The 26311-nt window shown below is 43.4% G+C and carries 18 protein-coding genes and 1 pseudogene; 13 read left to right on the top strand and 6 right to left on the bottom strand.

The window, feature by feature from the left end:
• Positions 1 to 339, top strand: a 339-nt coding sequence (locus FAZ19_RS24125; RefSeq protein ID WP_211245521.1) for a hypothetical protein, incomplete at its 5' end; no start/stop codon positions are given.
• 401 nt (positions 340 to 740) lie between these two features.
• On the opposite strand, the gene FAZ19_RS15735 is transcribed toward FAZ19_RS24125, so the two are convergent.
• Positions 741 to 1067 carry a hypothetical protein gene (locus FAZ19_RS15735; protein ID WP_136821711.1) on the bottom strand — a complete coding sequence of 109 codons (327 nt, stop codon included), beginning with the start codon at positions 1065 to 1067 and terminating at the stop codon, positions 741 to 743.
• Between the two features lie 34 nt (positions 1068 to 1101).
• On the opposite strand from FAZ19_RS15735, the gene FAZ19_RS15740 reads away from it, so the two are divergent.
• The 6 genes from FAZ19_RS15740 to FAZ19_RS15765 all read left to right on the top strand — a co-directional run bounded on the left by FAZ19_RS15740 (position 1102) and on the right by FAZ19_RS15765 (position 10209).
• On the top strand, positions 1102 to 1299 hold the full coding sequence (locus FAZ19_RS15740; protein WP_229707627.1) for a ubiquitin-activating E1 family protein: 198 nt from the start codon (positions 1102 to 1104) through the stop codon (positions 1297 to 1299).
• 567 nt (positions 1300 to 1866) lie between these two features.
• A complete protein-coding gene (locus tag FAZ19_RS15745; protein WP_136821712.1) occupies positions 1867 to 2460 on the top strand; it encodes an RNA polymerase sigma factor in 594 nt (197 codons plus the stop codon).
• Between the two features lie 75 nt (positions 2461 to 2535).
• Entirely contained in the window at positions 2536 to 3687 is a 1152-nt protein-coding gene (locus FAZ19_RS15750) for a FecR family protein (protein WP_136821713.1), read from the top strand.
• A gap of 205 nt (positions 3688 to 3892) precedes the next feature.
• Positions 3893 to 7489 carry a SusC/RagA family TonB-linked outer membrane protein gene (locus FAZ19_RS15755; RefSeq protein WP_136821714.1) on the top strand — a complete coding sequence of 1199 codons (3597 nt, stop codon included), beginning with the start codon at positions 3893 to 3895 and terminating at the stop codon, positions 7487 to 7489.
• A gap of 10 nt (positions 7490 to 7499) precedes the next feature.
• Positions 7500 to 8858 carry a RagB/SusD family nutrient uptake outer membrane protein gene (locus tag FAZ19_RS15760; RefSeq protein ID WP_136821715.1) on the top strand — a complete coding sequence of 453 codons (1359 nt, stop codon included), beginning with the start codon at positions 7500 to 7502 and terminating at the stop codon, positions 8856 to 8858.
• Positions 8859 to 8946: 88 nt separating this feature from the next.
• Positions 8947 to 10209, top strand: coding sequence for a TlpA family protein disulfide reductase (locus FAZ19_RS15765; protein WP_169305674.1), 1263 nt, complete (start codon positions 8947 to 8949; stop codon positions 10207 to 10209).
• 66 nt (positions 10210 to 10275) lie between these two features.
• Here the strand turns inward: FAZ19_RS15765 and FAZ19_RS15770 are convergent, their stop codons facing one another.
• A complete protein-coding gene (locus FAZ19_RS15770; RefSeq protein WP_136821717.1) occupies positions 10276 to 10518 on the bottom strand; it encodes a hypothetical protein in 243 nt (80 codons plus the stop codon).
• Positions 10519 to 10649: 131 nt separating this feature from the next.
• The gene (locus FAZ19_RS15775; RefSeq protein ID WP_136821718.1) at positions 10650 to 11105 is read right to left on the bottom strand and encodes a MauE/DoxX family redox-associated membrane protein; all 456 of its coding nucleotides are present in this window, start codon (positions 11103 to 11105) and stop codon (positions 10650 to 10652) included.
• Positions 11106 to 11653: 548 nt separating this feature from the next.
• Here FAZ19_RS15775 and FAZ19_RS15780 point away from each other — a divergent pair.
• Positions 11654 to 12703 carry a sensor histidine kinase gene (locus FAZ19_RS15780; protein WP_136821719.1) on the top strand — a complete coding sequence of 350 codons (1050 nt, stop codon included), beginning with the start codon at positions 11654 to 11656 and terminating at the stop codon, positions 12701 to 12703.
• A complete protein-coding gene (locus tag FAZ19_RS15785) occupies positions 12700 to 13446 on the top strand; it encodes a LytR/AlgR family response regulator transcription factor (RefSeq protein ID WP_136821720.1) in 747 nt (248 codons plus the stop codon). The genes FAZ19_RS15780 and FAZ19_RS15785 overlap by 4 nt, the downstream gene beginning before the upstream one ends.
• Here the strand turns inward: FAZ19_RS15785 and FAZ19_RS15790 are convergent.
• Complete coding sequence (locus FAZ19_RS15790; protein ID WP_136821721.1) at positions 13411 to 16206, bottom strand: lantibiotic dehydratase; 2796 nt, start codon at positions 16204 to 16206, stop codon at positions 13411 to 13413. The two genes, FAZ19_RS15785 and FAZ19_RS15790, sit on opposite strands and share 36 nt — an antisense overlap.
• A 251-nt stretch (positions 16207 to 16457) precedes the next feature.
• The gene (locus tag FAZ19_RS15795) at positions 16458 to 16853 is read right to left on the bottom strand and encodes a hypothetical protein (RefSeq protein WP_136821722.1); all 396 of its coding nucleotides are present in this window, start codon (positions 16851 to 16853) and stop codon (positions 16458 to 16460) included.
• Positions 16854 to 17726: 873 nt separating this feature from the next.
• Between FAZ19_RS15795 and FAZ19_RS15800 the strand changes: the two genes are divergently transcribed.
• Positions 17727 to 21218: a hypothetical protein gene (locus FAZ19_RS15800; RefSeq protein WP_136821723.1), complete on the top strand. Its 3492-nt coding sequence runs from the start codon at positions 17727 to 17729 to the stop codon at positions 21216 to 21218.
• 50 nt (positions 21219 to 21268) lie between these two features.
• Here the strand turns inward: FAZ19_RS15800 and FAZ19_RS23905 are convergent, their stop codons facing one another.
• Positions 21269 to 21427 carry a hypothetical protein gene (locus tag FAZ19_RS23905; protein ID WP_169305675.1) on the bottom strand — a complete coding sequence of 53 codons (159 nt, stop codon included), beginning with the start codon at positions 21425 to 21427 and terminating at the stop codon, positions 21269 to 21271.
• Between the two features lie 37 nt (positions 21428 to 21464).
• Between FAZ19_RS23905 and FAZ19_RS24565 the strand changes: the two are divergent.
• The 3 genes and pseudogenes from FAZ19_RS24565 to FAZ19_RS15810 form a co-directional block, all read left to right on the top strand.
• A pseudogene (locus FAZ19_RS24565) lies at positions 21465 to 21842 on the top strand (DUF6443 domain-containing protein); the annotation flags it as partial.
• Between the two features lie 879 nt (positions 21843 to 22721).
• Positions 22722 to 25700, top strand: a complete 2979-nt coding sequence (locus FAZ19_RS15805; protein WP_169305676.1) for an RHS repeat-associated core domain-containing protein — start codon at positions 22722 to 22724, stop codon at positions 25698 to 25700.
• A complete protein-coding gene (locus FAZ19_RS15810; RefSeq protein WP_136821725.1) occupies positions 25697 to 26230 on the top strand; it encodes a hypothetical protein in 534 nt (177 codons plus the stop codon). Before FAZ19_RS15805 ends, FAZ19_RS15810 begins: the two co-directional genes overlap by 4 nt.
• The last annotated feature ends 81 nt before the right edge of the window (positions 26231 to 26311 follow it).

Raw genomic sequence — 26311 nt, forward strand, 5'->3', positions numbered from 1 at the left:
GCGCCCCTCGATTCCCGCACGCTATTCCGCAACGAGCTTCGCTTAAGTTCGAACCCATCCCAACGCTTCGTTCTCATCCCATGGGATACAAAAAAGCCCAATCTTTCGATTGAGCTTTATTTAGTGATCCCGCTGGGATTAGTTGCGCCCCTCGATTCCCGCACGCTATTCCGCAACGAGCTTCGCTTAAGTTCGAACCCATCCCAACGCTTCGTTCTCATCCCATGGGATACAAAAAAGCCCAATCTTTCGATTGAGCTTTATTTAGTGAACCCTATGGGACTAACATCGAACCAATTGTTGGAAGATTTAATGAAGTTATTGAGTATGCGTAGGTAGGTATTACCAATACTATTCCTTAAAAATAAGTGAGACTCTTCGATCATCCATTTAATGCCCTGAAATAATTATTTTAAAATTTATACTATGCTATAAAAGTAACCAAAATATTTATATAAAATTAATTTTAATATTTCTCGATTTGCTTTTATGTTCTGTTTTCTCAATATCCTTCTGATGCTTCTCAACAATTGCAATCTGGATTTGGTTGAGGTTTCTATCATCCCCAATTAGAACGATAGAGGCAGTTATATCGTGTATTTCGAAATTGTGACCGCGCTGCGGTCGCAATTAAGTTGGATACAATAAATCCAGTGATACGGCATTTCAATTAATCTACAGCCCAACCGAAAGCTTGCCCTGATGGCAAGCTATTTTTTTGACCTGTAAAGTATCTTTAACTACCTCCAAAGCCTTAACCTTCGGAAAGCAGTAGGCTTTTTTATAAACTGATTTTCCTGGCAGAACAGGCTAAAAAGGGCAGCTAATGTAGTGTGGCGGCCGCCGCACAAGGCAGCCAAAAGACTACGGCATAAACCCAATGCCCATTTTTTAGTGATTTTATTTTCAGCGGAATTGGGCATTTCTCCCCACCGCACAGGCCCTTCTTTTATTCCGTTTCCTTTTGGCTCTCCGCTATCGCCACACTCTTTCATTGCTTTCTTTTTTGCCTTTTTCTTTTGGAAAATAGTTTTTGGCAGGGAAGGGAAACGAAACACATTACTCATAATAAGAAAATCAAGCTATGCAAATCATCGGCGTTTGATTACGAAAGATTACGGAGCGCTATTGAAGCAGTCCGAACAGCAGGACGATACACTGAGCTGTAGTCTAGCGGAGGCGTCGGAAAAACAGGATTTATTTATCAATTCATCCCTTACACAAATGAGCTGTTCGCTTTTATGGGGCTTCTTTCATAACCTGAAGAATTTCACCACCCACCCCATTAAAGTCGCCTGATAGCCAGGTGCGGGCGGCTCGCCAGCAACCCCTCATGGCTTCGGGGCCGCTGGCTCGCGGAAATGGTACAGCCACATTCGGCAACCCTTCCATTGCATTTCAGCATTGCCGAAAGAGGCTGCGGCATTGGTAAGGTTAGGAATTAGCTCAGGGTAAAACTTTAGCTTTTCGATAAGCCAAATGCAGGTGGCGATGCAGCAACCCCTCATGGCTTCGGGGCTGCTGCATCGCTAAAATGGTACAGCCACATTCGGCAACCCTTCCATTGCATTTCAGAACTGCCGAAAGAGGCTGCGAAATGGATAATGGTAAGAATTAGATTAGGGTAAACCTTTTTGTACATACCATAAATCAATAGCTATTTCTTAAGCTTTTTGCCTTAGCCCCAATCTCACTCAATCCCTTGCCGGTTTTGAATTTGGGAAGCCTCTTAGCTTTTATTTTTAAATGTTCTCCAATCTGCAGATCATTCTGAACAAATCAAGAGAAAAAGCAAGCAAATTTTAGATATTAAATTAATATTAATATATTTATAAGAAATTGTGACGGCCAAATAGCGTGACCCGAATGCCTCCATACAACGAGAAGGACTTGCTCATAAAATTGCGGGATGGCGACTATGTTGCGTTTGAAACCTTGTACCACACCTACAGTAAACGTATCTACTGGAAGTTCCGGCGAATGATTAAAATAGATGAAGAGGTGGAAGAACTCTTTCAGGAACTATTTGTCAGGATATGGGAGCGACGGGAAAAAGTGGATGTTAATCAACCTTTTTCTGCATACCTGTACCGTATTGCAGAAAATATGGTCTATGACTTTTACCGTAAAGCAGCCCGAGATCAAAAGCTTCATGATGCTATTCTATCTATAAGCAACGAGGCTTACGAACATATAGAAGAATCTATATTCAAGGACGAAACCAACGACCTTATAGACCGGGCTATTGCAACACTTCCTCCCCAACGCCGGCAGGCATTTATCCTGTGTAAGCTGGAAGAGAAAAGTTACGAGGAAGCCGCTACCATTATGGGAATATCGCCCAATACCATACACAACCATATAGTGAAAGCCACCCAATCACTAAAAGTGTACTTTGGCAGGCAGGGTAATCATGTACCTCCAATGCTACTTTTACTGGCATTGTCCCCGATGCCGTAATTTTTTTTACTTTTTTTCATATCCGGATAGTCCGTTTTCCTTTTACAAACGTACACGTAATAAAAAGGGATAAAAGTGGACAGTAATCAGCACATACTACAGCTCTATAAAAAGTTTCTTACCGGCAAGGCAACACGGGAAGAAACCGAAGATTTATTGTCCTATTTCGGGCAATCTTCCCCGGAAGCATTGCGCGGCCTTATACGTGCTGAACTGGAGCTTGAAGAAGATACACAGGATCACAACGATCCGGACGAAGTTACAGACAGGCTATTACTTAAGATCAAACATAAGATAACAGAGCGACAAGCTGTACCAATACTTACCGGTCGATTCAAGCGATGGCTTCCCTATGCGGCGGCAATGCTTTTCCTTTTGGGGGTATCGACAACCTATTTCTATTTTTACCTCAGGATACCGGAGCAACCGCAGCTTACCAGTAAATATGGTGATGATGTGCTGCCCGGTACCAACAAGGCTACACTTACCTTAGGGGACGGTATTAAATATGAACTCAATGATTCAAAAGAAGGCATCCTGATAGGCGAGGACGGTATCCGGTACGAAGATGGTACGATGTTGACCGGGGAAGCAGTTTTCCATGCCACGGTAATCACGCCAAACGGTGGACAGTACAGAGTAACCCTGCCGGACGGTACTAAGGTCATTCTGAATGCGGCCTCATCACTTTCCTATCCTTCCCGCTTTAGTGCCGCCGAACGTCTGGTAACATTAGATGGCGAAGGTTACTTTGAAGTCGCACATAACCCGTCACAGCCCTTTCGGGTGAAGAGTAATACGCAACAGATTGAGGTGTTGGGTACGGCCTTCAATGCCTCCACCTATAACGCTGACAAAGCCGTAACCACGCTGATAGAAGGTAGGGTAAATCTCCATGCAGCGAATACAAAAAATGTCGTACTAAATCCCGGTCAACAGTCTGTATTAGAGAACGGAAAATTTAAGGTGGAAGCTGTTTCTACTGATGATTACATATCCTGGGTACATAACCAGTTTGTGTTTAATGATACGCCACTGGAGGAAACATTTGCCCAATTGGAGCGCTGGTATGATGTAACCTTTGATTATCCTAAAGCGACTGTAAACGAGCGCATCTATGCCGAAATTGGACGAAACAGGAAGCTTTCTGAAGTGTTAAATACGCTGGAAGAAATTGTGGACCTTAAATTCACTATCGAAGGAAGGAGGGTAACTGTCAGAAAGTAATTGTTTCAATGTGTTTGCCGGACATCATTAAAAATGCCGGAGCTGTTAGAGCAGTTCCGGCGGGTGTCGGTCACAAAATAAATGTTTGACAACTATATAATCCATTAACCAACGATACAAACATAAGCATTATCGGATGTAATTCATAGCCGACATATGTTGTGGCAATTTAGTGCTTATGCCTTGTATCCCAAATCATGAATAAATGAAAGCCAGTTTTACCAATAGGCTTTATCCCGAACATCGGGGTAAAATACATCCTATAAAACTACTACTCCTTATGAAGCTCATTGTCCTTTTTATCTGTTTGTTCAGCTTCTCTTCGATAGCCAGCACCTTTTCCCAACAGATAGACCTTTCTGTTAGGAACGAGAAGCTTGTGAATGTAATCAAAGAACTGAGAAAACAAAGCAAAGGATATGATTTTGCATTTAATGCCGCCATTTTAGAGAAGGCAACTCCCGTCACTATCGAACTCCGGTCTATCGAACTGATCAGGGCATTGGAAATGATCTTTAAGGACCAACCCCTCGACTATGAAATCAAGAATAAAACCATCCTGATTAAGGAGAGGCCAGTTGCTAGAGGTATACAAAAGCAAACTGGTAATAGTACGGAACTGCAACAAGAGACTATTCGTGGACGCGTGGTAGACAGTTTGGGGAATCCGTTAGCAGGAGTTACCGTGAGGGTTCAAAACAAAAATATAGCGACCGCTACCGACAGCGAAGGGAAATTTGAGCTGAATGGCGTGTCCTCGGACGATGTCCTTTCATTGGAACTGATCGGTTATCAACCCCGAAGGATTGTTGCAGATAAAATAGATATGCCAATTGCGATGGCTATAGCTTTTGGCGAAATTAAAGAAGTAGATATTACGATAAGTACCGGTATTCAGTCAATCCCCAAGGAAAGAGCCACAGGTTCATTCTCCCAGATAAATAATGAATTGCTTAACCGAACGGTGAGCACAGGAGTTATGGATCGTATAGCCGATGTAGTGCCTGGACTAATCTTTAATAAAGGTATTGGTGCAGCACAAGGGTTAGTCATAAGGGGGCAAACATCCATATCAGAAAATACCAGTAGGCCATTGATAGTTATTGATAACTTCCCATATGAAGGGGACATCAATAACATCAATCCTAATGATGTGGAGAATATCACAATACTTAAAGATGCTGCTGCCTCCTCGATTTGGGGAGCCCTAGCAGGTAACGGTGTGATTGTTATTACCACCAAGCAAGGAAAGCTGAATCAAAAGCCACAAGTAAACTTTAATACGAATTATACCATAGGTGCAAAACCGGATATGTTTTACCAGCCAGTCATGAGTACTTCTGATTTCATAGATAATGAAATGCGCCTATTCGATTTAAATGTATATCGTCCCGGAGAGCTTAATCAATATGCGCTCAATTATCCATTGACACCATTGGTCGAGTTGCTTATTCGCAAGAGGGATAATCCAGAACTCGCATCGGAGATCGATGATAATATTGCTCAATTGAGGACGTATGATGTTCGCAATGATATTGAGAAATACCTTTACAGAAACCAACAAAACCAACAATATGCACTAAGCTTGCAGGGTGGTTCATCAAACCAAAGATATCTGTTGTCTGTCGGCTACGATAAAAATTTAAATAGTGAAGTTGGCAACGGACTTGATAGGATTACCATTAATGCAAACAATACTTATGGGTTCTTCAACAATAGCTTAGAACTGGGTACGTCTATTTTTTATACCGATAATAGTAGGGATAATAATGCGGTTGAATCACTGCGATATACCACCTTTTCGGGAGGTATATCCTCAACGATGTACCCTTATGCCAGGTTGGCGGACGAACACAGTAATCCGCTTGCGCTTACTAACAATATCCGCATTCCATTTGCCGAGATAGGGATGGAAAGAGGTCTGCTCGATTGGTACTATCGCCCCTTGGACGAACTTGACCATGCGGACAATACACGAAAAACAATTGATTATAGAATAAACACTTCACTGAAATACAACATCAACCAGATGTTCAATGCGCAAGTATTCTATCAGTATGGGAACACAACTAACGATCAAAGGCAACATTACAGTACAGACACCTATTTTACCCGCAATCTAATCAATTACTACACGAATATTGCGACTGGCACAAATTTAGCAACACGCAACATTCCTTTGGGCGGAATACTGGATACTGATATTTCCAGTATTTCATCACACAATTTTCGGGCGCAGCTAAACTTTGACCACAGTATCGCAAAATTACATGAAATGAATGCGATAGCTGGATATGAAATAAGGGATCAGCGTACGCAAGGCTCCGAAACAAGACTTTATGGATATGAGGATGAATATGCCACATCCAAACTTGTCAATTACGTAAACCTGTTTCCGACTTATGTACTGGCTGCCTATCAACTTCGTATACCAAATATGGATGTAAGTTCTGACCTAACTGATCGGTTTGTGTCTATCTATGGTAATGCGAGCTATCTGTACGATAAGCGATACCTTTTGTCTGGCTCTGTCCGGTTTGATCGAAGTAATATATTTGGTGTAGAAACCAATAAAAAAGGAGTACCGTTGTATTCATTAGGAGTGGCATGGAACCTCGAAAAAGAAGCTTTTCTTACACCTTTATGGATACAACAGCTAAAGCTTCGAGCTACCTATGGGACTTCAGGAAATGTGAACAGGGGCATATCTGCACTATCCACGATCGCATATAGTAGCTCGGTAGATCCTTTGACGGGACAACAATATGCAACCCTAAGAAATGCTCCGAATCCGAATTTGCGTTGGGAAAAAATAAACACCATGAATTTTGGTGTTGACTTTGGGGTTCTTGATAGCAGGATTAGTGGCTCTTTCGATATATATAAGAAATGGGGGTATGACATTATTTCCACGGTACCTTATGCAACGCAGTCGGGAGTACAACAGTTTACCGGAAACTACGCAAACACAGAGGCTAAAGGGATAGACATTAATCTTCAGACACGTAATATAGAAGGAAGATTTAACTGGACGACTGATTTGCAAATGTCGTTTACATCCGACAAGGTTACGAAATCAAAATTGCTGACGACAGCAAGTATAGTTAATGTTATTGTCAACTCGCCCGGTGAGGGTATATATCCATATGAGGGAAAGCCACTATTTGCTCTCTATGGATATAAATGGGCAGGTCTTAATTCGCAAACAGGCGACCCCCAAGGTTATCTGAATGGAGAAATCAGTATGGATTATACAGCAATGCAAAATGAGGTAAACAGTGATATAGATAAACTTACATACTTCGGTACTGCCCGTCCCAGGTACTTTGGCGCAATAAGGAACACATTTGCTTATCGCAATTTTTCGCTGTCTGCAAATATTTCTTACAGATTTGATTATTTCTTTAGAAAACCTTCTGTAAATTATGATCTTGTCAATGTTGGAACAATATCTCACGGGGATTACGAAAACAGGTGGCAAAATCCTGGAGACGATTTGCATACCCATATACCATCCTTACCGTCTTTGACGGCTCATTCTGGCAGAAGTGGATTTTATACTTTATCAGAGGTTTTGGTAGAGAAAGGAGACAATTTCCGTCTACAAGATATAGTATTGTCCTATGATATAAATAACCGATCTATTCGCTCGCTACCTGTCCGAAACATCAGGGTATATGCTTATGCGAATAATTTGGGAATACTTTGGAAAGCAACGGATACCTATGCTGACCCGGATTATTACAGGGCTTCTTTTGTTCCTGTTCGTACTTTTTCCATTGGTTTAAATGCAGACTTTTAATTGAACAATTATGAAAAGATTTATTTACATACTCTTACATTTAATATTAGTGGGATGCCATAAGGGTTTTTTAGACGAACGTACCTCCAAATCTTTGGTTATTCCAACTAAATATGAAGACTACAAGGCACTACTGAGTTTCACCAACGACATGAACACTGGAGCATTTTCAAGTGTAGTATCTGATGGAGAGTTTATTTATACAGACGCATACATTACCAGTACTTCCATAATAGTAAGAAATACTTATCTATGGAACGCAGATGTCTACGAGACTCAATTATTCTCTCCTGCCTGGAGACTTCCTTTTTTACAGGTCATGAATGCTAATATTGTATTGGAAGGTATTGAGCAATTAGATGAGAAGACAGTAGGACTGGAGAGACTGAACGCTTTAAAAGGTAGTGCATTATTCTTTAGGGCAATGGCTTACGTAGAACTAGTACTCAACTTTACAAAGCCGTACCAAGCATTAAATGCAGATGTCGATTTGGGATTGCCCATTCGGACGTCCTCGGACGTTTCGAGATTGGAGCAGCGATCTACGCTGAAGCAAACTATGGACTTTATTCTTTCGGACCTTATAGAGGCAACCGCGTTATTGCCTGATAGACAGCAGTTCATAACAGATCCAAATAGAGCTGGAGCTTATGCGCTAATGTCGAGGGTGTATTTGGGTATGCAGGACTATGAGAAGGCACTCTTCTACGCCAGGGAATGCCTAAAGATTCAATCAGAACTGATTGATTTCAATAACGTACCTATATCAACACCCCGTACTTTTCCAAATCCTTTTGTTGTCCCTAATCCGGAGATTATCTTCAATCAAAGAAGTAACCAGAGTGCTCAGGCAAACAGCACTGCTTTTCAGGTAAGACAGGATGTCTTGGATATGTACGCTTCAAACGATTTAAGGAAGACAAGGTACTTCAATGCGAATAGAAATTTTATTGGCAACTACAATGGTACTACGATTCTTTACAGCGGTTTGACGACCGATGAAGTTTGGTTGACTGTAGCAGAATGCGAAGTCCGTCTGAACAGGTCGAACGATGCATTGGAAGCGTTAAATATGCTCTGTAAAAACAGATATAACAATGCGTCATTTGTGCCGTACAGTTCTCAAGATAGCGAAGAGATACTTGTCTGGACTTTACAAGAAAGGCGCAAGGAACTGATAACACGAACGGGGTGGTTTGATCTCCGCAGGCTAAATATAGATAGCAGGTTTGCAAGAACACTTACCAGAACATATAACGGAGAAACGTATACACTCCAACCGAATAGTAGTAGATATGTTTTTGCTATCCCGGCGGAAGAAATTAATGAAACGGGCATGGAACAAAATATTAGAATTAACAATGACTAACAAGATGACCATGAAGCATACTATTATTTACAAAATTGGGCTTGTTCTTTTATCAATGTTTCCCATAACCAAGATAGCAGCTCAACAGATGAAGGTCTTTAGTAACCTAGAAGTTGGAGATACAATAGCGGATATAACGATTGAGAAAATATACAATTACAATAAAACGGCATCAAAAGTATCTGACTTCAGTGAGAAACTGTTGATAATAGACTTTTGGGCTACATGGTGTGCCCCTTGCATAGAAATGTTACCTAAAATGAATGCATTAATGCAAACGTTTACCAATGATCTGGTTTTTCTCTCTGTGACCAAAGAACTAAAAGAAAAAGCACATTCATTTTTAGAGAAATTGGAGCACAATAGAGGTGCTAGATTTAATATTCCTGTTATCTATGGTGACACCATATTATACAAATTATTCCCTCATTACTATCTGCCCCATTACGTTTGGATCAATACCAAAAGTCGGGAAGTAATTGCAATTACAAGGGCAGGTGAAATTAATAAACAAAATATAGATGCCGTACTAAATAATTTGTCTACTACAACGTGGGATACAAAAGTCGATAAATGGCTTGATCATAAATTTTCCGAACCATTACTACCATATTTGTCACAACTACCTAATTTTCTGGACAAAACAGTTAATCACTACTCCTTCTTTTCACCTCATGTGGAAAATTTAATGAGCGGGGCTTACTCACAATTAAATGATACAACGAAAAATTATAGAATAGTATTCAAGAACATGACGAGATTGAGTTTTTTTACATGGTCTTTTGGTGAAGGGCGACAGTTTTTTCAGGACGCATCAGTTAAAATAGAAGTTAAGGATAAGGAAAGACTAACCACGGCTCTTTCAGGAGGTCCGTTTCATAATTGGCAAAAAGAGAATAGCTTCTGTTACGAATTGAGTATATCACCCAGACCTGAAAAGGAGATTTTCGAGATCATGAAATCGGATGTGCAAAATTTCTTCCGAGAGTATGAAATAGATATTGAAAAACGAATAGAGCCTTGTCTTGTCCTTATAAGTACAGGCAATAATGAAATGCTGAAAGCAAAAGGCGAAAAATGGAGTGTAAAGCGAGACCGCTTTAGCTATAAATCTACCAATAGTTTAGTAAAAAGCTTTTTAACAGATCTTGCGTTTTACTATTATGTTACCGGGCCGATATTAATCGATCAGACAGGTATAGACTATTATATAGATTTGGATTTAGAGCTAAATAATTTTCGGGATGTGAAGGAAGTGAATGAACAATTGGATAAGTACAAATTAAAGCTAGTTGAGAAGCAAGCATTGGCTAATGTGTTGATAATAAGAGATAAGGAAGCGTATAATTAATAAAAATAGGACTACACTTGTAAAATTGCAATTGCAGTCCTATTTGTCATACTACCTATGTACTATTTACAACTTATCTCCAAAACTTATTGGGGTAACTGGTCCGTTTTCAAACGCCTGATAACCGGTGCATGGACGCATTGTTCCACCGTCACAACCGTTGTTGTCTTCTAATGGCACCCATTGTGGATTGTCTGCTGTTCCATTGTTCTGAACATTTGCAGTTTGAGTTGTATTACTGGCTATAACAGCACCACCGATGCCTATTGTGAATACGGCAGCCATTGCGAAAAATTTGATCTTTTTCATAATTAAAAAAATTAAAGAAAGTAAAAATGATTTTAAGATAAGCTTACCACTAACAGGGCTAATGATTTTGTGTGATGAAATATGGCCTACTCGTTTCTGCAGGTTTTCGGCGTCGCCTGGTTAATTTGCTTTTAGGTTTGAGTAAGGGTTATTCTCTTTTGTGCTCTGTTAAACGAGCCAATATTTGGTTCTATCACGCTATAAATACTCATCATTAAGAAAGCGAGATTAAAATAGACATGATTTTTCCAGCTCAATTTTGATATGATCCCACCGCAAATACATGGTGTATCTGCTTTGTAGAAGTTTAGAATGATAATGATGTACACTATAAATATTGTGAGTAATACGGCAGAACCAAATAAAGCAATCCGTCTTGTCCCTGGCAGAAGCAACAACACAAACAGGACAAATTCTATTACTGGCAGTGCGTACCCCAATAATACCGCATACGGTGCAATCAATGGACTATCCACTAATTGGTTGATACTGTTTTCGACTTGTAAAAATTTGTACACTGACGCATATAACCATAGTAAGGCAATCAGATAGATGAATATTTCGGATAATACTTTACGGGCTGTCATTACAAGATTGTTTATCGAGTGTAGAATAATATAGGCTACGCGTAGATATTGGTTTTGATCGCTTATCGGCTGTCTTAATAGTAGGAGTTTGGTAAAAGTGGATGTACATGCGTATCAGTCCAATTGGTAAATTATCGTTAATGCTGATTGTTTATTATAATTTAATAATTCAGAAAAGTAGTTTTATGAAAATGGAAGTAGATTATTTCTATACGTAAAGAAAAGAACAACATGATTTTTAGAAGTAGGCCGGATTGGTTACCGGCTCTGTTTTCAGTTACATAAGCCAAAAGCTAATAATATTAAGAAAAGTAGCTTATTGCAGACAAGTCGTAGTTGGGAATGTAAGTGCCGTGGTTGTTGTCGGATCTGAGGGCTTGTTCCCTTTCATTTTTCCTGTTCTACTACCGTCGAATGTTAATACTACTGAGTGGCTTAAAGCCTGACGTTTAATTTGTGCTTTCGCTTTCATAATTATAGAATTTATAGTGTTTATTTGATAACAACCTAAAGGTAATGAGCTGATTAATTCAATTAAAATTTTTTTCGTGAACCAACTCAAATTATTCGTAGACCAAGAAATTGATGAAACAAAAAGTATAAAGTGGCTTATAAATGGCCGTTCATTACTTTTTCATATACTAGGAATTTCTTTTGTAATTTCCCTTGAAATGTACGTCTCTGTTAAACTGGGAGGGTGGAAACCAATTGACCAATACATATTATTCTATATCTTGAATGTTGCTTTCTTTTTTCTTGAAGGCAAGCTTCTATTTGCCCAAATATTTAAATGTGATAAAAATTCACTTGTTTTTATTCTCTTAGTTTTAATATCATTATTAGTCCATTTTGAGTCAATATTGATATTACTTTCTTATACCAACGAACGATTCAAATTAGCTAGAGGATTGGAGAGGGAAATGATTTATATCAATGCCGGTTACCGCTCGGTAATAGTTTGCGGTTATGGTGCTGCCTACGCGCTAGCTTCACATAATATTAGCCGTGAACGCCTAAAACGGAAGCTAGAGAACGGCTATCTTCTCGCGCTTCTCAATCCGCACCACATTTATAACTCACTATATTTTGTAAAGGTAGAAATGAAAAGTAATCCTGAGCGAGCTGAGAAAATGCTGGATTTACTGTCGAGGTCATTAATGTTTTCCTGGGAAAATCTTTCCGCGGACGGAAAGATAACATTGGAGAAAGAGTTGGAGCATGTGACACGACTTATCGAAATGCACAGATTGCGATTTGAAGAAAATTTTTATTTGGATATTTTAACTGAAGTAGATGCAAATCAGGCTAAAACAATCAAGATTCTGCCCTTAATACTGTTCACCTTAGTTGAAAATATGTTGAAATATGCAGTGTTGGATAGTCCGGACAGTCCTGCGAACTTAACTATCAAATGCAAAAGGGGGGCATTGGAGATTCTGATTGCAAATGGGAAGTTACCTAAAACTAAGCTTCCAGCGTCAGGCCAAGGTATGCGTATTACTCGGGATAGACTGAAGAATACGTATGGTCGCCGGCACAAATTAATTGTGGAGGACAAGGATAAGATTTATATGTTGAAATTAACTATTAACCTATGACTTTGAATTGTATAATTGTCGATGATGAAGCTTTTGCACGCAGGCATCTTGAAAAACTATTAGGAGGGATAGAAGGGGTTAATCTCATAGACAGTTTTTCCTGTTCCGCAGACGTACTGACTTTTGCCCGGCAAAATGGTGACAATATCCATATCCTTTTCCTGGATATTGAAATGAAGGATATGGACGGAATGGAATTAGCAGGAAGATTGCGACAGGAAACTTCCATGGATCATATTCAAATTGTTTTTACCACAGGACACGCCCAATTCGCATTAAAATCATATCGTTTGGACGCAACTGATTTTCTGCTAAAACCTGTACTCGAAAATGAGTTCAATGAAGCTTTACTGAGATGCAGGAAGAGGGCACTGGCCCAAGAATTTATCCAAAAGCACCTGGATTCAACCATCCTGGTAAAGAACGTGAGAACCGGTAGGAAGACCAATGTCAGAAGAGATGATATCCTATATGTTGAAAGTATGGATCATTATACAAAAATCCATACAGCAGAAGTTTATTACCTTATCCTGCTTCCACTTAAGAAAACATTTTCATTGCTGGGAACACCCAATTTTGTGCAGATACACCGTGGGATAATCATTAACGTAGATAAAATAGCCAATTATGATTATAAAAAGATAGCGCTCCATAATGGTGTCGTGCTGGACATCGGTCAAACTTTCCAGAAAACCATACACAAATTATTAAACCGAAAGGATGGTGGATTGTTCCCCAAATAGATAACGACCGGTAGCTTTACGATAACGCAGGTATTTGGAAATAAAATAATAAACCTGCATTTCGTGGGTACGTTGGTTGAGTACAAAAAACCGGTTAAAATGCATATGCAGGATATCGGCCAATAGTGAAGTCTTTACCTCAAAATCCAATGGCTCCAGCAGGAGCTGCAGTTCATACTTCAGAACGGACCACTGATCCTTTAATTTGCTCTCGACTATATTGACCGATTTTAAAAAATCTCCAAATTGCTGGTTGAGCATCCGGTAACTATCCGCATTAATTCGATGTTCCTGGCAGAAGCTATGGCTTCTTTCATCAATAAATGCGGTCTGTGCATCCGTGTTCTTGTCATAGGCCGGCAGGATAAAAAGTATAAAGCCAACACACTTACCATAACGTTCCATTTGCAGTGCGCCAAAGTCAATATTATCCAGGACATAACTACTGTCAAACTGGAAGTAACGTTCTACCCGTTCCATGTTTGCCATACCATATCGCTCCATCTCCCTTCGGTATGTGGATACTTGCACATCTTGCAGTAACCCTTTACGCGTAGCCTTCTCCAGTACAGTGGTCATTGCACTGAATAAATGCGTATAATCTGCTGGCTGCTTTGAACGGATGCGCATACGGATGTGTTCGCCGTTTTCGTTGTAACGGATAAAGAACCAACAGCTTATTTTTTCAATATTCTTTTTAAGGTAGGGTTTGATGTGTTTGACCAGCAGTTGATTCGATAGGGATGGTGCCACGAACAATTGAAGGTAAAGCCAGTTATCTCCGGGCAAAAAGAAGTTCTGGGATGCCGGTACAGGCTTGCTCTTTCTTACCGGAAGCGCTTTGTAAAGAGGCTTATCATGTGCCAGGGTAATAAGAAGTTGAGAATGGTATGGTTTTCCGCTGATATCATAAACAACAGGTTCCTGTGGTATAAACCCCTCTTCCAAAGTAATCGACCTGAATTTCTTAAGGATGAAAAGCAAAGCCCCCATATCTTCATTGTTATCTGTATCAAAAGTCATGGTGCGATCAAACGTACGGCTAACGAGATAACGTGGAAGCTTTAAGCTTTCGAGGTTTTTTCTTGCATTGGTTATTTCGTTTTCTTCCGCATCAACGACGAAATGAGCGTAGTGAACTTTCCATTTGGCAGGAGAGAGGATTATGTTTTTATAATTTATCCTTGGATAATAGTCCCCCTGTGGTAATAAGGAAGATAGTGAAAAACTTAAGTCACTGGTGATACCCTGATACTGCAGGTCACATAAAAAGCGAAAAACAGACAGGTCGGATCTGCCGTAGTTATAGGCACTGGCTATCCGCGGCACCAGGCGTTTTTGAAGCCGTTTAGAAAATAAAATAAGATCATTACCCCGCAGGGAAAGCATAAAGTCTTCAAGATGCAGCGGCGCAGGACTTGTGTCATAAGAAAGGATGGATAGCTGCAGGTCATAGATACCCGCCCGTCTATTGACGTTATCGACGTCGGGTTCTCCGGCATACCCTACATCAAAAAACAGTATATCCGGATTGGCAGTCTGTTCAAGTTCGGCCATATTGCGGCAATATTCATGTAACGCTCCACCTATGAGGCTGAAGCGGCCAGCAAGCGAGTTTACCGTAGCCCCCCCAATGTGTTCTATCACAAGGTCATTATCATACAGACTGCACAACACACCCAATGTATTTGGTAGACTAACTGCCTCACTGCCTTCGAACTCAAGGGTAGAGAGGTCAATAGGCTGGTTGTTCAGGTCCTTCTTTCCAAATAAAAGTCCTTTAAGTTTATCTTCCAGACCAATAGGGTTTTCTTCCTTTTCAAGATAGGAGGTTACCATCGCTTCTTCGGGATCTTCTAAATGACCATAACCAATCCCAACCTCTATATCCAGAGCTTCCATTAGTGGTACTGCCTTCATATCGTAACGCTGCCTGAACTTTTCAATAAATTTGCCAAGATCAGTCGTTTTGTCTTTTTTTCTTAGTAACGAAAGTAGGTTGGCAAGTTCGGGCAGATGCTTGAGAGGTCTTGTAGGAAGCGTTCCGGATATATATGGCCGCTCTGAGATAATATAGCCGGGCTGTTTTTTTTGAACCGGTATTTGCCTCCTTAAAAAATAGTCCGTTCCGATTATATTGGGATGTTCGCTTGTCAATACAAGTTGATGCTGGATCATTTCTAATAAGAGGTCAAGGGTTTCCGGGATGTCCGGGCTTCCTTCAAGTAGTTTGGATAGGGGAGTTGCTTTTCGACACGTACGCAAAATATGGTTTACCTCCTTTTGTACCTTGATTTCGGAAAGATGGAATTTTCGATTCTCGTAAAGTAGATACCGGGTCTTTCCGAATGCTTTATAACGGCTGGTGTTTGTTAAGACGAACTCTCGGGCATCCAGCGGACCAAAACGTCCTAAATGTTCTGTCTGGGACCAATCCGGGAATGAATGCTCTTTTTGCCCTTCACTGATAATCATGGGCTTATTGGAGGAGTTTTTATTGTCCATTATTCCAACACCCGCAAAGGTGCCGTAAGGAGTTGCACGGTATTTGGAACGGTTAAAATACTTCCAGATCGTATGTTGGATTTCAGGTGTTGCTGAGGATATATCTTCGTACGCAAGATCTGCAACCAACTCATAAAAATTGGTCGATGATATTTTAATGGATTCCTTCAAAGCGTTCCAGGAACCTTCCAGGGTTGCTTCAGTTGAGCACTTCGGTACACGAAAAATGATGGTTGATTTAATCTCGGTTTTCATACAATACGTTAAACCGATTAATATCAGGTTCTGTAGCTAAACCTGCAATTTTATTTCGCGAACCGACATGTTTTATTCGTCAGCCAAGATCCCGGATGTTATACCCACAGCAAAAAGCCGTTGGGTGTTGTAGTCATATTTTAATGCACTTTCAGGTTGTACTTTGATTAAAAAGTATTAATCCATAAGGCATCCCTGATCAATAACGCAAAACTGTAGATGGTCTATCTGTCCTGATTGTAAAATCAGTTTCAATCAACAACTTGATTGGGTTGAAAAATGTATCCTTCAATCTCAGCAGCATCCATTTCCCCGAACGGGGACTCAAATAACGTCATCCCGTTGAGGAGGTACAGATAGGTATATTGATTTTCCATAAAGAGCATTATATTATCAATGCATTCCTGCAGATAAACTTTTTGTGGGGGTGATAATTTTTCCATGCCGAAACTGCTAAGCTTTACCAGGGCCAAAATGTATCCATCGTAATAGGTTACACCTTTCTTCCTATCCGATAGTAATTCGTAAAGACCTGCTTCCATATTGAAGCAGACCTGCTGTTTGGCCTTGATCAATCCGGAATGCCATTTATACAGTTTTTTATAATACCTTTTTTTGGAAGGGTCGCCTTTTAAGGGCTTCATCATCTTGCGTAGTGGTTTAAGTTCTACAAACATAGGAAGGGTATTGATGTCAGGAAAAGATACATAAAGTTAGTTCTTTAAAAATATACCATTAAATTATATTGCGTGACAACCGTTATTACAGAATTTCTAAAGATTGGGATGCGATTTATCGTTGTAAATTTCTTATTAGAGAGGTAACACCGTCACCATCTTACATTAGAAGAACGTAGCCAGGTAATACTTTCCCATCTCATATTAAGATCGAAAACAGGCGCGTCTTTCAGTTGTTTAACCTTTGAACAAGTGGGCAGTCCATCGAATAAATTAAGGGGTTAGTATACTGCAAATCTGATAGTTGAAAAAAGTAGTGTAGACAAAAAGTTAAAAAAATAATTTGGTGCTTTGTAAATAGTTTATATTTTTGTTCTCAGAATTTTGTGATTTCTATCATGAAATCTTTTGACGCAGTGGTTTTACCGCGTACTTATAAGTTGAAATGATAAGTACGTTATCCACTGGACCCCACGTCGCATTGCCTATACCAATTGAAAAAAGATTACCCTAACCCTATAATTGTTGCCCGTTGAGCAACCACCTGATACTCCTGTTAAGTTTAAGCCTTGCCGCGTGTTGTGGCAATACCCTCTGTGCGCAACCCCCAACGGAAACGGCCATGGCCGTCAAGCAAATATTCAGGCACGCCCATCGTGGTTATCTCTCGGAAGTAACGCCAAAAAATCCTCTTACAGCAAATAACGACAATATAGTACAACAAGCCTTTGGCAGACAGCAGCAACAGGGCTTGAAGTCACCCTTTATGCTAAGGTTGGGTTGGGCAAATAAAAAATAAAAAAAGAATAACCCGTATATACAGATCATCCTTTAAATCGATTTATGCAATACACATCAGCACGAAAAGCAATACTGGTATTGTTGGCCTGTGCAAGCAACATCATCGTATATGCCCAACAGTTAGGGGGCACCGAAACGGATTCCAAATTAAACCCCAACGGATCATCTGAGGGGGTGAGCCTGAGCAGCATCCATGTGCCCAATCTTTATGATGGCAGTACGGTAGTTAATATCCCCATTTATTCTTTCCGTGCTGCTACCGGGGGCAATTTTGGTGTATCCCTTAATTACAGTACCAAAGGCGTAAAAGCCGACCAGTTAGCATCTTCAGCAGGCTTGAATTGGGTGCTCCAAACGGGCGGCGGCAGCATCCAGCGCATCGTGAAGGATATCCCCGATGAGCTATTTTTTGGCCCCATCTCCATATACCCCGACATGGGGGATTGGTATGGCGGCTATGTGGATTATAACGAGATCAGGGGCAGGTATGCCACAACCTTTGAAACCAGTGCCGAAGCTGCCCGCACAACGGTGTACCGCGATAAGGAAAGTGATGAATTTATCGTGTCCGCCGGGGGCATGTCCTTTACCTTCTATATCGGCAAGTCGGGTGCCCTCCTTACCGTACCGGAAAACAGGGCTACAATAGAGCTGCTGAATGCCGGCAATGCGCTCAGCAGTTGGGCACAATACCTGGAAGACCCTTTGGATCTCGGGTTCCGGATTACAGATGTTCAGGGTACCCAATATTATTTTAAAGCAGGTACGGAAGAAAGCAAAACTTTAAGGAGTGCCTACAAATCCTTAAACCCCCAAATTGTAAATTATCGTTATATAGCCCATTGGGTAATCGACAAGATCATTTTACCCAATGGCTCTGCCATTCAATATAACTATATCAGCAGGCTTGATAATTCTTTTTACAGGAACGGTAATTATGTTTCTGAAGAAGGTGGTTCTTTTGCTCAGATCGGCTATCCGGGTATTTATGAAGGTTCCGGTGTAGCCATCAGCAGTATTGAGTACCCCAATGACGAGCGGGTGGATTTTGGATACGGCGGTACAGAACGCTGTGACGACAACAACCCGGCCTTGAAAAAAATAACCGTTACCTCCGGTGGTAATTGCATGGTCTATAAGCTGAACCATGCTTATTTTCTGGCATCCGTTCCGGGCTTTACCGATGAAGAAGCACCCTACGGTACCTTGCCCGGTAAAGGTTCCTGCAACACCATGACCTATATACCACCCAACAGCACCCAGCCCTCTAATTACAGGTTGGACCTTACCCACAGACTTAAATTACTGGGTATTGATCTGTTGGATTGTGCCGAAGAAAATGCAGAACCCTATTATACCTTTGAATACGATGCAATGCCTTTGGGCGTAAGGGGCAGCGGGCAGGATTATTTCGGTTATTATAACGGGAAAAAGGCTACATGGGGTGGAAGTTCGTTTATGCCGGCCGGGTTTTCTCCCGACCTCTCCATTCCGTTTCATTATGTATTCAATTTTGATGGCGTAGCCTATTATGGACTCGACCGTACCGAAAGCCTGGTCTTTAAGAAAGCCGGTTCGCTCAAAAAACTAAAAAACGCTACCGGCGGAGAACTGGAATTTATATACGAAGAACATTCCGGCCTTAGCAACCCGCTGGCCAATGTACTCACTTTACCTTCCGACCCCTATTTTCTGGGGCTGAACGCCAATGACGGCCTGCGGTTATCCCGTATAATGGAGCGGGAACGATTCCGCCCCGGCAACGAAAGGGTTACGGAATATACTTATGAACAGGGACAACGCTTTTTAACAGGCGGGTACTTCCATTCCGACCAGACAATGAACGAGCTGCCGGGGACCGGTGCAACTCATGTCAGTTTCAACGCCACTTACGTTAGCCCGCATCATTTGGTCAACGGTGCCAATCATGGCTATGGCAAAGTAACCGCCCATACTTTCGGCGCCAGTTTTGAGACCAGCACGCAGGTCACCACCTTTACCAACCTGCAGGATGCCAGCAACGGCAATGCCATACGCTATAAAATAAACGCCGGGGCACACCACTATTTCGAGGTTCCATTTTCCAATAAACAGTACCTTAAAGACTGGGAAATGGGCCTTCCCTTAACGGTAACCTATTACGATGGCAATGGCAAAATAACCAAAGCCGTAGAAAATGAATACACCTTCCATACCGATTCCCTGTCCGCTATTTCCAAACAAGTACTGAATACACGGCAATCGTTGGTACAGTATGACAATGCACCCTTTATAGCAACAAACTGGGGTGCTAATCTTGGTAATATCCGCGACGTAAGGGCTTTTCAGGATGAGTACCGGCCTTATTCCGGCACTGCCCTGCTCCGTAAATCCACCGTCCGCAGTTATTATAGTGATAACGGGTTCATCATCGATTCCACCCTGTTCGCCTACGATGCAAGGAACAACCTGGTAGAAGTGACCAACCGCGACAGTGATGGTTCCTTTACCCAAACAAAGACCATTTACAATTACGCCGTAGGGGGCCAGCTCCCGGGCACTACACTATTCAACCTGACCCAGGCCGGCCTGGAACTGGTATTGGGCACCGAACGCTGGAAGACCATCACGGCCAGCCAGCCATTGCTGCTGGATGCCTCCATCAGCACCTTTGCTTATGACAATGGTAAAATAGCACTGAAAAGCATGTATGAACTGAGCATTAATGAACCCCTCACTGCCGCTGCTTATACCGGATACCAGGGCGGGCCCAACGTGCCGGAGCCTTATCAGCAGGTGGCACAGGCATTCTCGGGTAGCCCCATTACCTATTTCGATAAGACCGCCGAGGTGATCATGGTAGATGAAAAAGGCAATCCTACGGAAAGCAGGATGGGCAAGCGGGGCATATACAAAGCCATGATATGGGACGGCCCTACCGGTAAGAAACTCGCCGAGGTAGCCGATTGCCGGTTGCAGGACATGGCATACAGCAGTTTTGAATCCGGCAACAAAGGCCGCTGGACTTATGACCAGGGCAATGTGCTGAGCGCCGGTACGGTGCCGGGGGCCGTGCAGATCAGCGGCAGCAAAGTACTTAAAATTGTAAATACGGAAACCAACCCCATAGGGGTAGCCGGGCTGGACGTGAGCAAGGAATACGAGATCGGCTTCTGGTGTACCGGCGGCACACCGGCACTTGCCGGTGCCGGCCTGGGCAATATCGCCCTGTACAATGCGTACGCGCCCGGCAATGGCTGGACGTATTATAAAGCCCGGTTCCAGCCGCAGAACAGCGACCCGGTAGGCCTGGTGAGCAGCGGTACGCCTTCCTCCCCCTTTATCTACTATATCGATGATATACGCTTACACCCGGTAGGCGCTTCGATGGTGTCCATGACCTACGGACCGCTCCTGGGCATCAGTTCAGAAACCGACAGCAGGGGCAGGATTTCCTATATCGAATACGACAACTTTGGCAGGGTACAACTCGTACGCGACCAGGAAGGCAATATACTATCGAAGAAGAAATATGTGGTAAACGGTGCGGATTAGCCCATAACAGTTTTCAATACTTCATACCCTACAATATTTTTTATGCATCGCTATCGCAAAGCACTTTTACTATCCCTTACCGCCCTGGTACTGCAACCGGTGCTGCAACCGGTACCCGGCAGTGCCCAGAACCTGCCCGTACTGTCCAATACCGTACCTGCCGGTGCGGCCACCACCACCATCAGCGGTAATGTATCCGGCTTCAACACTTCCGGGGGCCTTAATTACGAGCGCACCTTTGTACCCATGCTGCCCATAACGGATGCCGGCCTGGTAGGAGAAAACTCCGCGCCGGAAGCCGTTAAATCGGCCACCGTGTACCGCGATGGTTTTAACCGCAGCATCCTGGGGGTACAGCGCAATTTCATCAATGTATCGGGCACTATGAAACACCTGGTGCAGCCCATAGACCCTTCCTACAAGCAGCATGACATTTCTTTTTTACCCTATACCAGTACCACAGCCGGTTTTAATGCCCAGGCCTTTACCGAGCAGGCGGCCTATTACAACAGTATGTACCCGGGCGAGGCCGGAAGGGCCTATGCTGCGGTAGTCAATACTTCTACGGCGGCCGACCGTTCGGTGACCCGTTACGAACCGGGGCTGAGCCAGGTGGGCCAAGGCCGCGGCACCACCGTACGCACCCTTACCAATGCGGCCAATGAAGTGCGCATCTGGACGGTATCGGGAAACGATGCGGTAAGTAATGGTTACTATGCGGCAGCCGAGCTGTTTGGCACAGCGACCACCAATGCATCCGGTGCCGAGGAGCTGAGCTACAAAACAAAAGGCGGCCTTACGGTGTACACCCGCAAATACCTTAAAAACGTAGTTTCCGGCGGTAATGTGCTCAAAATATACGGCACTACCTATTATGTGTACGATGCCTTGAACCGCCTGCGCTTTATTATTCCGCCCAAAGCTACCGAAACGGCCAACGCCGGTGTGCTGGCCGCTGATGTAAGGGACAACCTCTGTTTCCAGTACCGGTACGAAGACGGAGCAGGTAGAATAACAGGCCAGCGGCAACCGGGCGAAGAGGGCTTTACCGATATTGTGTATGACCGCAAAGACCGCGTAGTGCTGCGGCAGACGCCCGCTGCACGCAATCCTATAAATGGCCCGCAATGGGAAGTTACCTTTTACGACCACCAGGACAGGGTGAAGGCCACTTCGCTGTTTACCGATGGCCAAAGCAGGGCCGTATGGCAGCAGTATATAGATAATGGCACACCCGGCACTACGCCCAATGTGCTCACCTACTTTTTAATGCATGAGGATGGCGAACAGGCTATCCCGGGCGAAAATGCCATTGCCAATAACGTAATGATGAGCTATACCTGGTACGATGATTACCAGCAAGCCGATCCGAACGGGGCAATGTGGGGCAGCTATGCCGCCACACTGGACTTCTCCGGCGAACTGCTGACCCATGAAGGAGCGGAGACACCGGTAAGAAGCCTGCGTACCGAAGGGATGGCCACCGGTGGCAAGGTAAGGTTATTGCCTTCCCCCACGGCAACGGCAGCATCGGTGGGCCAATGGCGCCATTCGGCCAATTATTACGATGACAAGGGAAGGGTGATCTACAGCGTATCCTACGATAAAAGGCCCGATGAGACCACCATACATGCCCATTATACCGGCAACCAGTTTGATTTTGCGGGTCGCGGTATTTTGACCAAGCACATCATAGAAAACCATAATGTAGCAACAGGCCCGGTGGAGCATACCGAACTGGTGCATAACCTCTACGATGCCGTAACCGGCAGGCCTACGCGTTCGCGCCACCGGGTAGATGGCCAGCCCTGGCAGGACCTTGCCTTTTACCATTACGATGGCATGGGCAGGGTACGGAAGAACGTTCTGGGCAATTACGGGGAAGAGCAGGACATGACCTACAATGTCCGGGGCCAGCTAACGGGTATTAATGAGGTGTATGCCGAAACGGGCGATAAGCAGGGTGCTTCCAAAACTTTTGGTGTATCGCTTAAATACGACCACGGCTTTTCCAGCCCCCGTTACGATGGCCGCACATCGGGCATCGTATGGCGCGGGGCTGCGGCGTCCAATGCCCATGCTTACGGTTATGGCTACGATATGGCGGGCAGGTTACTGGTGGCCGATTTCAGGACAAGAACGGCACAGGCCGCCTGGAACAACCAGGCGCTGGATTACAGTGTAAGCAAGCTGGATTATGACCTGAACGGCAATATCCTCAGCATGGACCAGATAGGCATGGGCATTACCGGCCCTGCGCCCATAGACCAGTTGAGCTATGCCTACGCAACCAACAGCAACCGCCTGGCCTCGGTAACCGATGCGCAACCCGAGGATTATAGCCGGAACGACTTCCAGGACGGTAACTCCGGCGTGGATTACAGCTATGATGCCAATGGCAACCTGACGGCAGATGCCAACAAAGGCATAACCGCCATTACCTACAACCATTTTAATAAGCCGGTACACATCGGCTTCAATACCGGTGCGTACATAGAATACAGTTATGATGCGGGGGGCAATAAGATCCAGGAGCTCCTCTCGGCACCGGACGGGGAAACGGATAAAACGGATTACCTGGGCAATTTTGTGTATGTAAATGACCAGTTGCGCTTTGCGCTTACGGGCAATGGCAGAACGGTGTTTGACGAAGACGGCGCCAACCCCAAGGAAGAGTTTTTTGTAAAAGACCACCTGGGCAATGTGCGCAGCGTGATAGATGTAAAGACCTATGTGGCGCAGGAATACCTGGCTACTTACGAGATAGCGAGCGCCAACCTGGAAAGCTACATTTTTGAGCACCATAATGAGGTGCGCGACAACCGGCTGGGTGCTACGGTGGCCAATGGCCATGCCGCCCGCCTTAATGGCAGCGAGCCCGAACGCCGGATAGGTACCGCCATGCTGATGCATGTAATGGCGGGCGATAAGCTGGAACTTAACGTGAACAGTTATTTTGAGGGCTATACCCAGGAGGAGGACGAACCGGTATCGGCCACGGAAATGCTGGAAGGCCTGGTGGGGGTGCTTACCGCAGGTGCCGGTGGCCTGCCACCCGGCGAAAGCAGCAACCCGGATATGGTGGGGCAGCTTTTTAACCCCGAGAACTTCCCGGCAATAGCCAATATCCAGGAGCAGAGTACCGATCCCAACCTGCCCAAAGCCTTTCTGAATTATATCCTTTTTGATGAGAACATGCAGGTAGTGCCCGAAGGCTCGGGCAGCTTCCAGGCTACGGGCAACGGGGTGTGGACCGGCATTGGTACGCCCCAGCCACTGGACATACCGCAAAACGGTTTTCTTTCCGTATTTTTGAGCAACAGTACGCAGATAGATGTAAACAGCAGTGGTTGCCTTAATTGCGGCGATGTGTTCTTTGACCAGTTGCGGGTTACCTTTACGCGGGGTAAGTTAAAGGAGGAGGCGCATTATTATCCCTTTGGCCTGCCTATTGCGGGTATGGGCAGTGCAGCGCCCGATATGGAACCCAACCGGTACAAGTACCAGGGCAACGAGCACAATACCCAACTGGGCCTGCACTGGATGAACTTTAATGCGCGGCAGTACGACCCGCAGATCGGCCGGTTTTTGGGTGTAGACCCACTGGCCGCCATGCAGGGGCAGGAACACTGGTCGCCGTATGCGGCCATGGGCAATAACCCGGCAATGCTGGTAGATCCATGGGGGCTTTCGCCGCAGTTGAGTAAGGGTAACACCCAGATAGATGATCATGTGGGCAGTGGGGCAGCACTGATGGCGAGGATATTGTCGTTGTATGGCGGTGGCTCCTTTGGTATGGGGTATCAGCATAGTGGAGCATTAGGAACAGCGTCATCCTGGGGTGGTATGAGCGCCCATTCGGCATCAGTTTACCATAGCCACATAATAGGAATGCAATGGGCGGCTATCATAGGAGAGGTGGGAAGTACTGGTAGTTATGTACGTGGGGGCACCAGTAATGATGGGGATATAAACGTTACCGGAGGGAATAGTCCAACGGATCAACAGCAAACATCATCGGGACAGGGAAAAGATGTCTATTATAAAAAAAATGCTACCCTTACAATGGCTCAGCAAGCTTTTGTCACTACATGTGTTCCCGCAATCTTAGAATATGCAGGGTCGGAATTAAAAGGGCAGGGAGAAACACAAATTATGATAACAACCCATGCCAGTTATACGACTGGAAAAGACGTTTTGATGGCCGGTGTTTCTGGAAGTGATATAGAGCCCCTTATTAAGTATTATTTCAAAACAGGAAATTTTACAAGCTATAGAGATGCAATTGATGCAGGACATCCGGTGTTTACTGTTATACCGATAAGTAACGGCGGTCATGGGGTATTAGTTATTGGCTATAACACGGGATCAGGACAAGTAATATATATGGATCCGATGCAAGGAACGACTGATAGAAACACACCATCTCTTTTCCTGCAACAGTACAATTTTGTTTTAATAAAAAACACCTATAGGCCATGAGAATAATATGCATATACATTTCGCTATTTTTTATTCCAAATTATATTTTAGCTCAAAAACAAAATCCACATCACGTAAGCGATTCTTTTTTATTGACTTCTGGACAAAAAAGTTCAGAGCCGTTATATTTTATAGACAATATAGTCTATAAAGGAAATTTAACAACTATCAATCCCGATTCTATAAAAGCTGGTTTTATGGAAGGAGATAGTTCCTATGTGGCCCGTGTCTATGGTAAATATGCTGATACCTCTTTAATACGCGACTATTATGGCACACAAAGGAACAATGGTATTGTATTTCTGTTTACTAAGGAGAAAGTTCATTATGTGACAAAGAAAAAGTTAGAGCGTTGCTTGAAAAATAGAAAATGTAAAATACTATTCAAGATAGATAACGATCCACTTACAGATAGTTACCGTAAACTTAATATTGATAAGATTAAAATGATAAAGGACTTTTATTTAACCCATTGGGACACGGGAGCAGTAGATACTTTCACATTATTTTTAATAAACAGTAAGAAGTAAATTTGTTTATTCCCTGCTGTTCATCAGGCTTCTTGGAGTGCGAGTTCATTTTTTAGAACATTTTTTTATGGTAGGAGATAG

It is taken from the genome of Sphingobacterium alkalisoli, from assembly GCF_005049105.1.
Lineage (GTDB): Bacteria > Bacteroidota > Bacteroidia > Sphingobacteriales > Sphingobacteriaceae > Sphingobacterium > Sphingobacterium alkalisoli.

What these genes read in the sequence shown, in the direction of transcription:
- FAZ19_RS15735 (WP_136821711.1), bottom strand. Translation starts at nt 1,067, where the DNA reads ATGAGTAATGTGTTTCGTTTCCCTTCCCTGCCAAAAACTATTTTCCAA.
- FAZ19_RS15745 (WP_136821712.1), top strand. Translation starts at nt 1,867, where the DNA reads ATGCCTCCATACAACGAGAAGGACTTGCTCATAAAATTGCGGGATGGC.
- FAZ19_RS15755 (WP_136821714.1), top strand. Translation starts at nt 3,893, where the DNA reads ATGAAAGCCAGTTTTACCAATAGGCTTTATCCCGAACATCGGGGTAAA.
- FAZ19_RS15760 (WP_136821715.1), top strand. Translation starts at nt 7,500, where the DNA reads ATGAAAAGATTTATTTACATACTCTTACATTTAATATTAGTGGGATGC.
- FAZ19_RS15765 (WP_169305674.1), top strand. Translation starts at nt 8,947, where the DNA reads ATGAAGGTCTTTAGTAACCTAGAAGTTGGAGATACAATAGCGGATATA.
- FAZ19_RS15770 (WP_136821717.1), bottom strand. Translation starts at nt 10,518, where the DNA reads ATGAAAAAGATCAAATTTTTCGCAATGGCTGCCGTATTCACAATAGGC.
- FAZ19_RS15775 (WP_136821718.1), bottom strand. Translation starts at nt 11,105, where the DNA reads ATGACAGCCCGTAAAGTATTATCCGAAATATTCATCTATCTGATTGCC.
- FAZ19_RS15785 (WP_136821720.1), top strand. Translation starts at nt 12,700, where the DNA reads ATGACTTTGAATTGTATAATTGTCGATGATGAAGCTTTTGCACGCAGG.
- FAZ19_RS15790 (WP_136821721.1), bottom strand. Translation starts at nt 16,206, where the DNA reads ATGAAAACCGAGATTAAATCAACCATCATTTTTCGTGTACCGAAGTGC.
- FAZ19_RS15795 (WP_136821722.1), bottom strand. Translation starts at nt 16,853, where the DNA reads ATGATGAAGCCCTTAAAAGGCGACCCTTCCAAAAAAAGGTATTATAAA.
- FAZ19_RS15800 (WP_136821723.1), top strand. Translation starts at nt 17,727, where the DNA reads ATGCAATACACATCAGCACGAAAAGCAATACTGGTATTGTTGGCCTGT.
- FAZ19_RS15810 (WP_136821725.1), top strand. Translation starts at nt 25,697, where the DNA reads ATGAGAATAATATGCATATACATTTCGCTATTTTTTATTCCAAATTAT.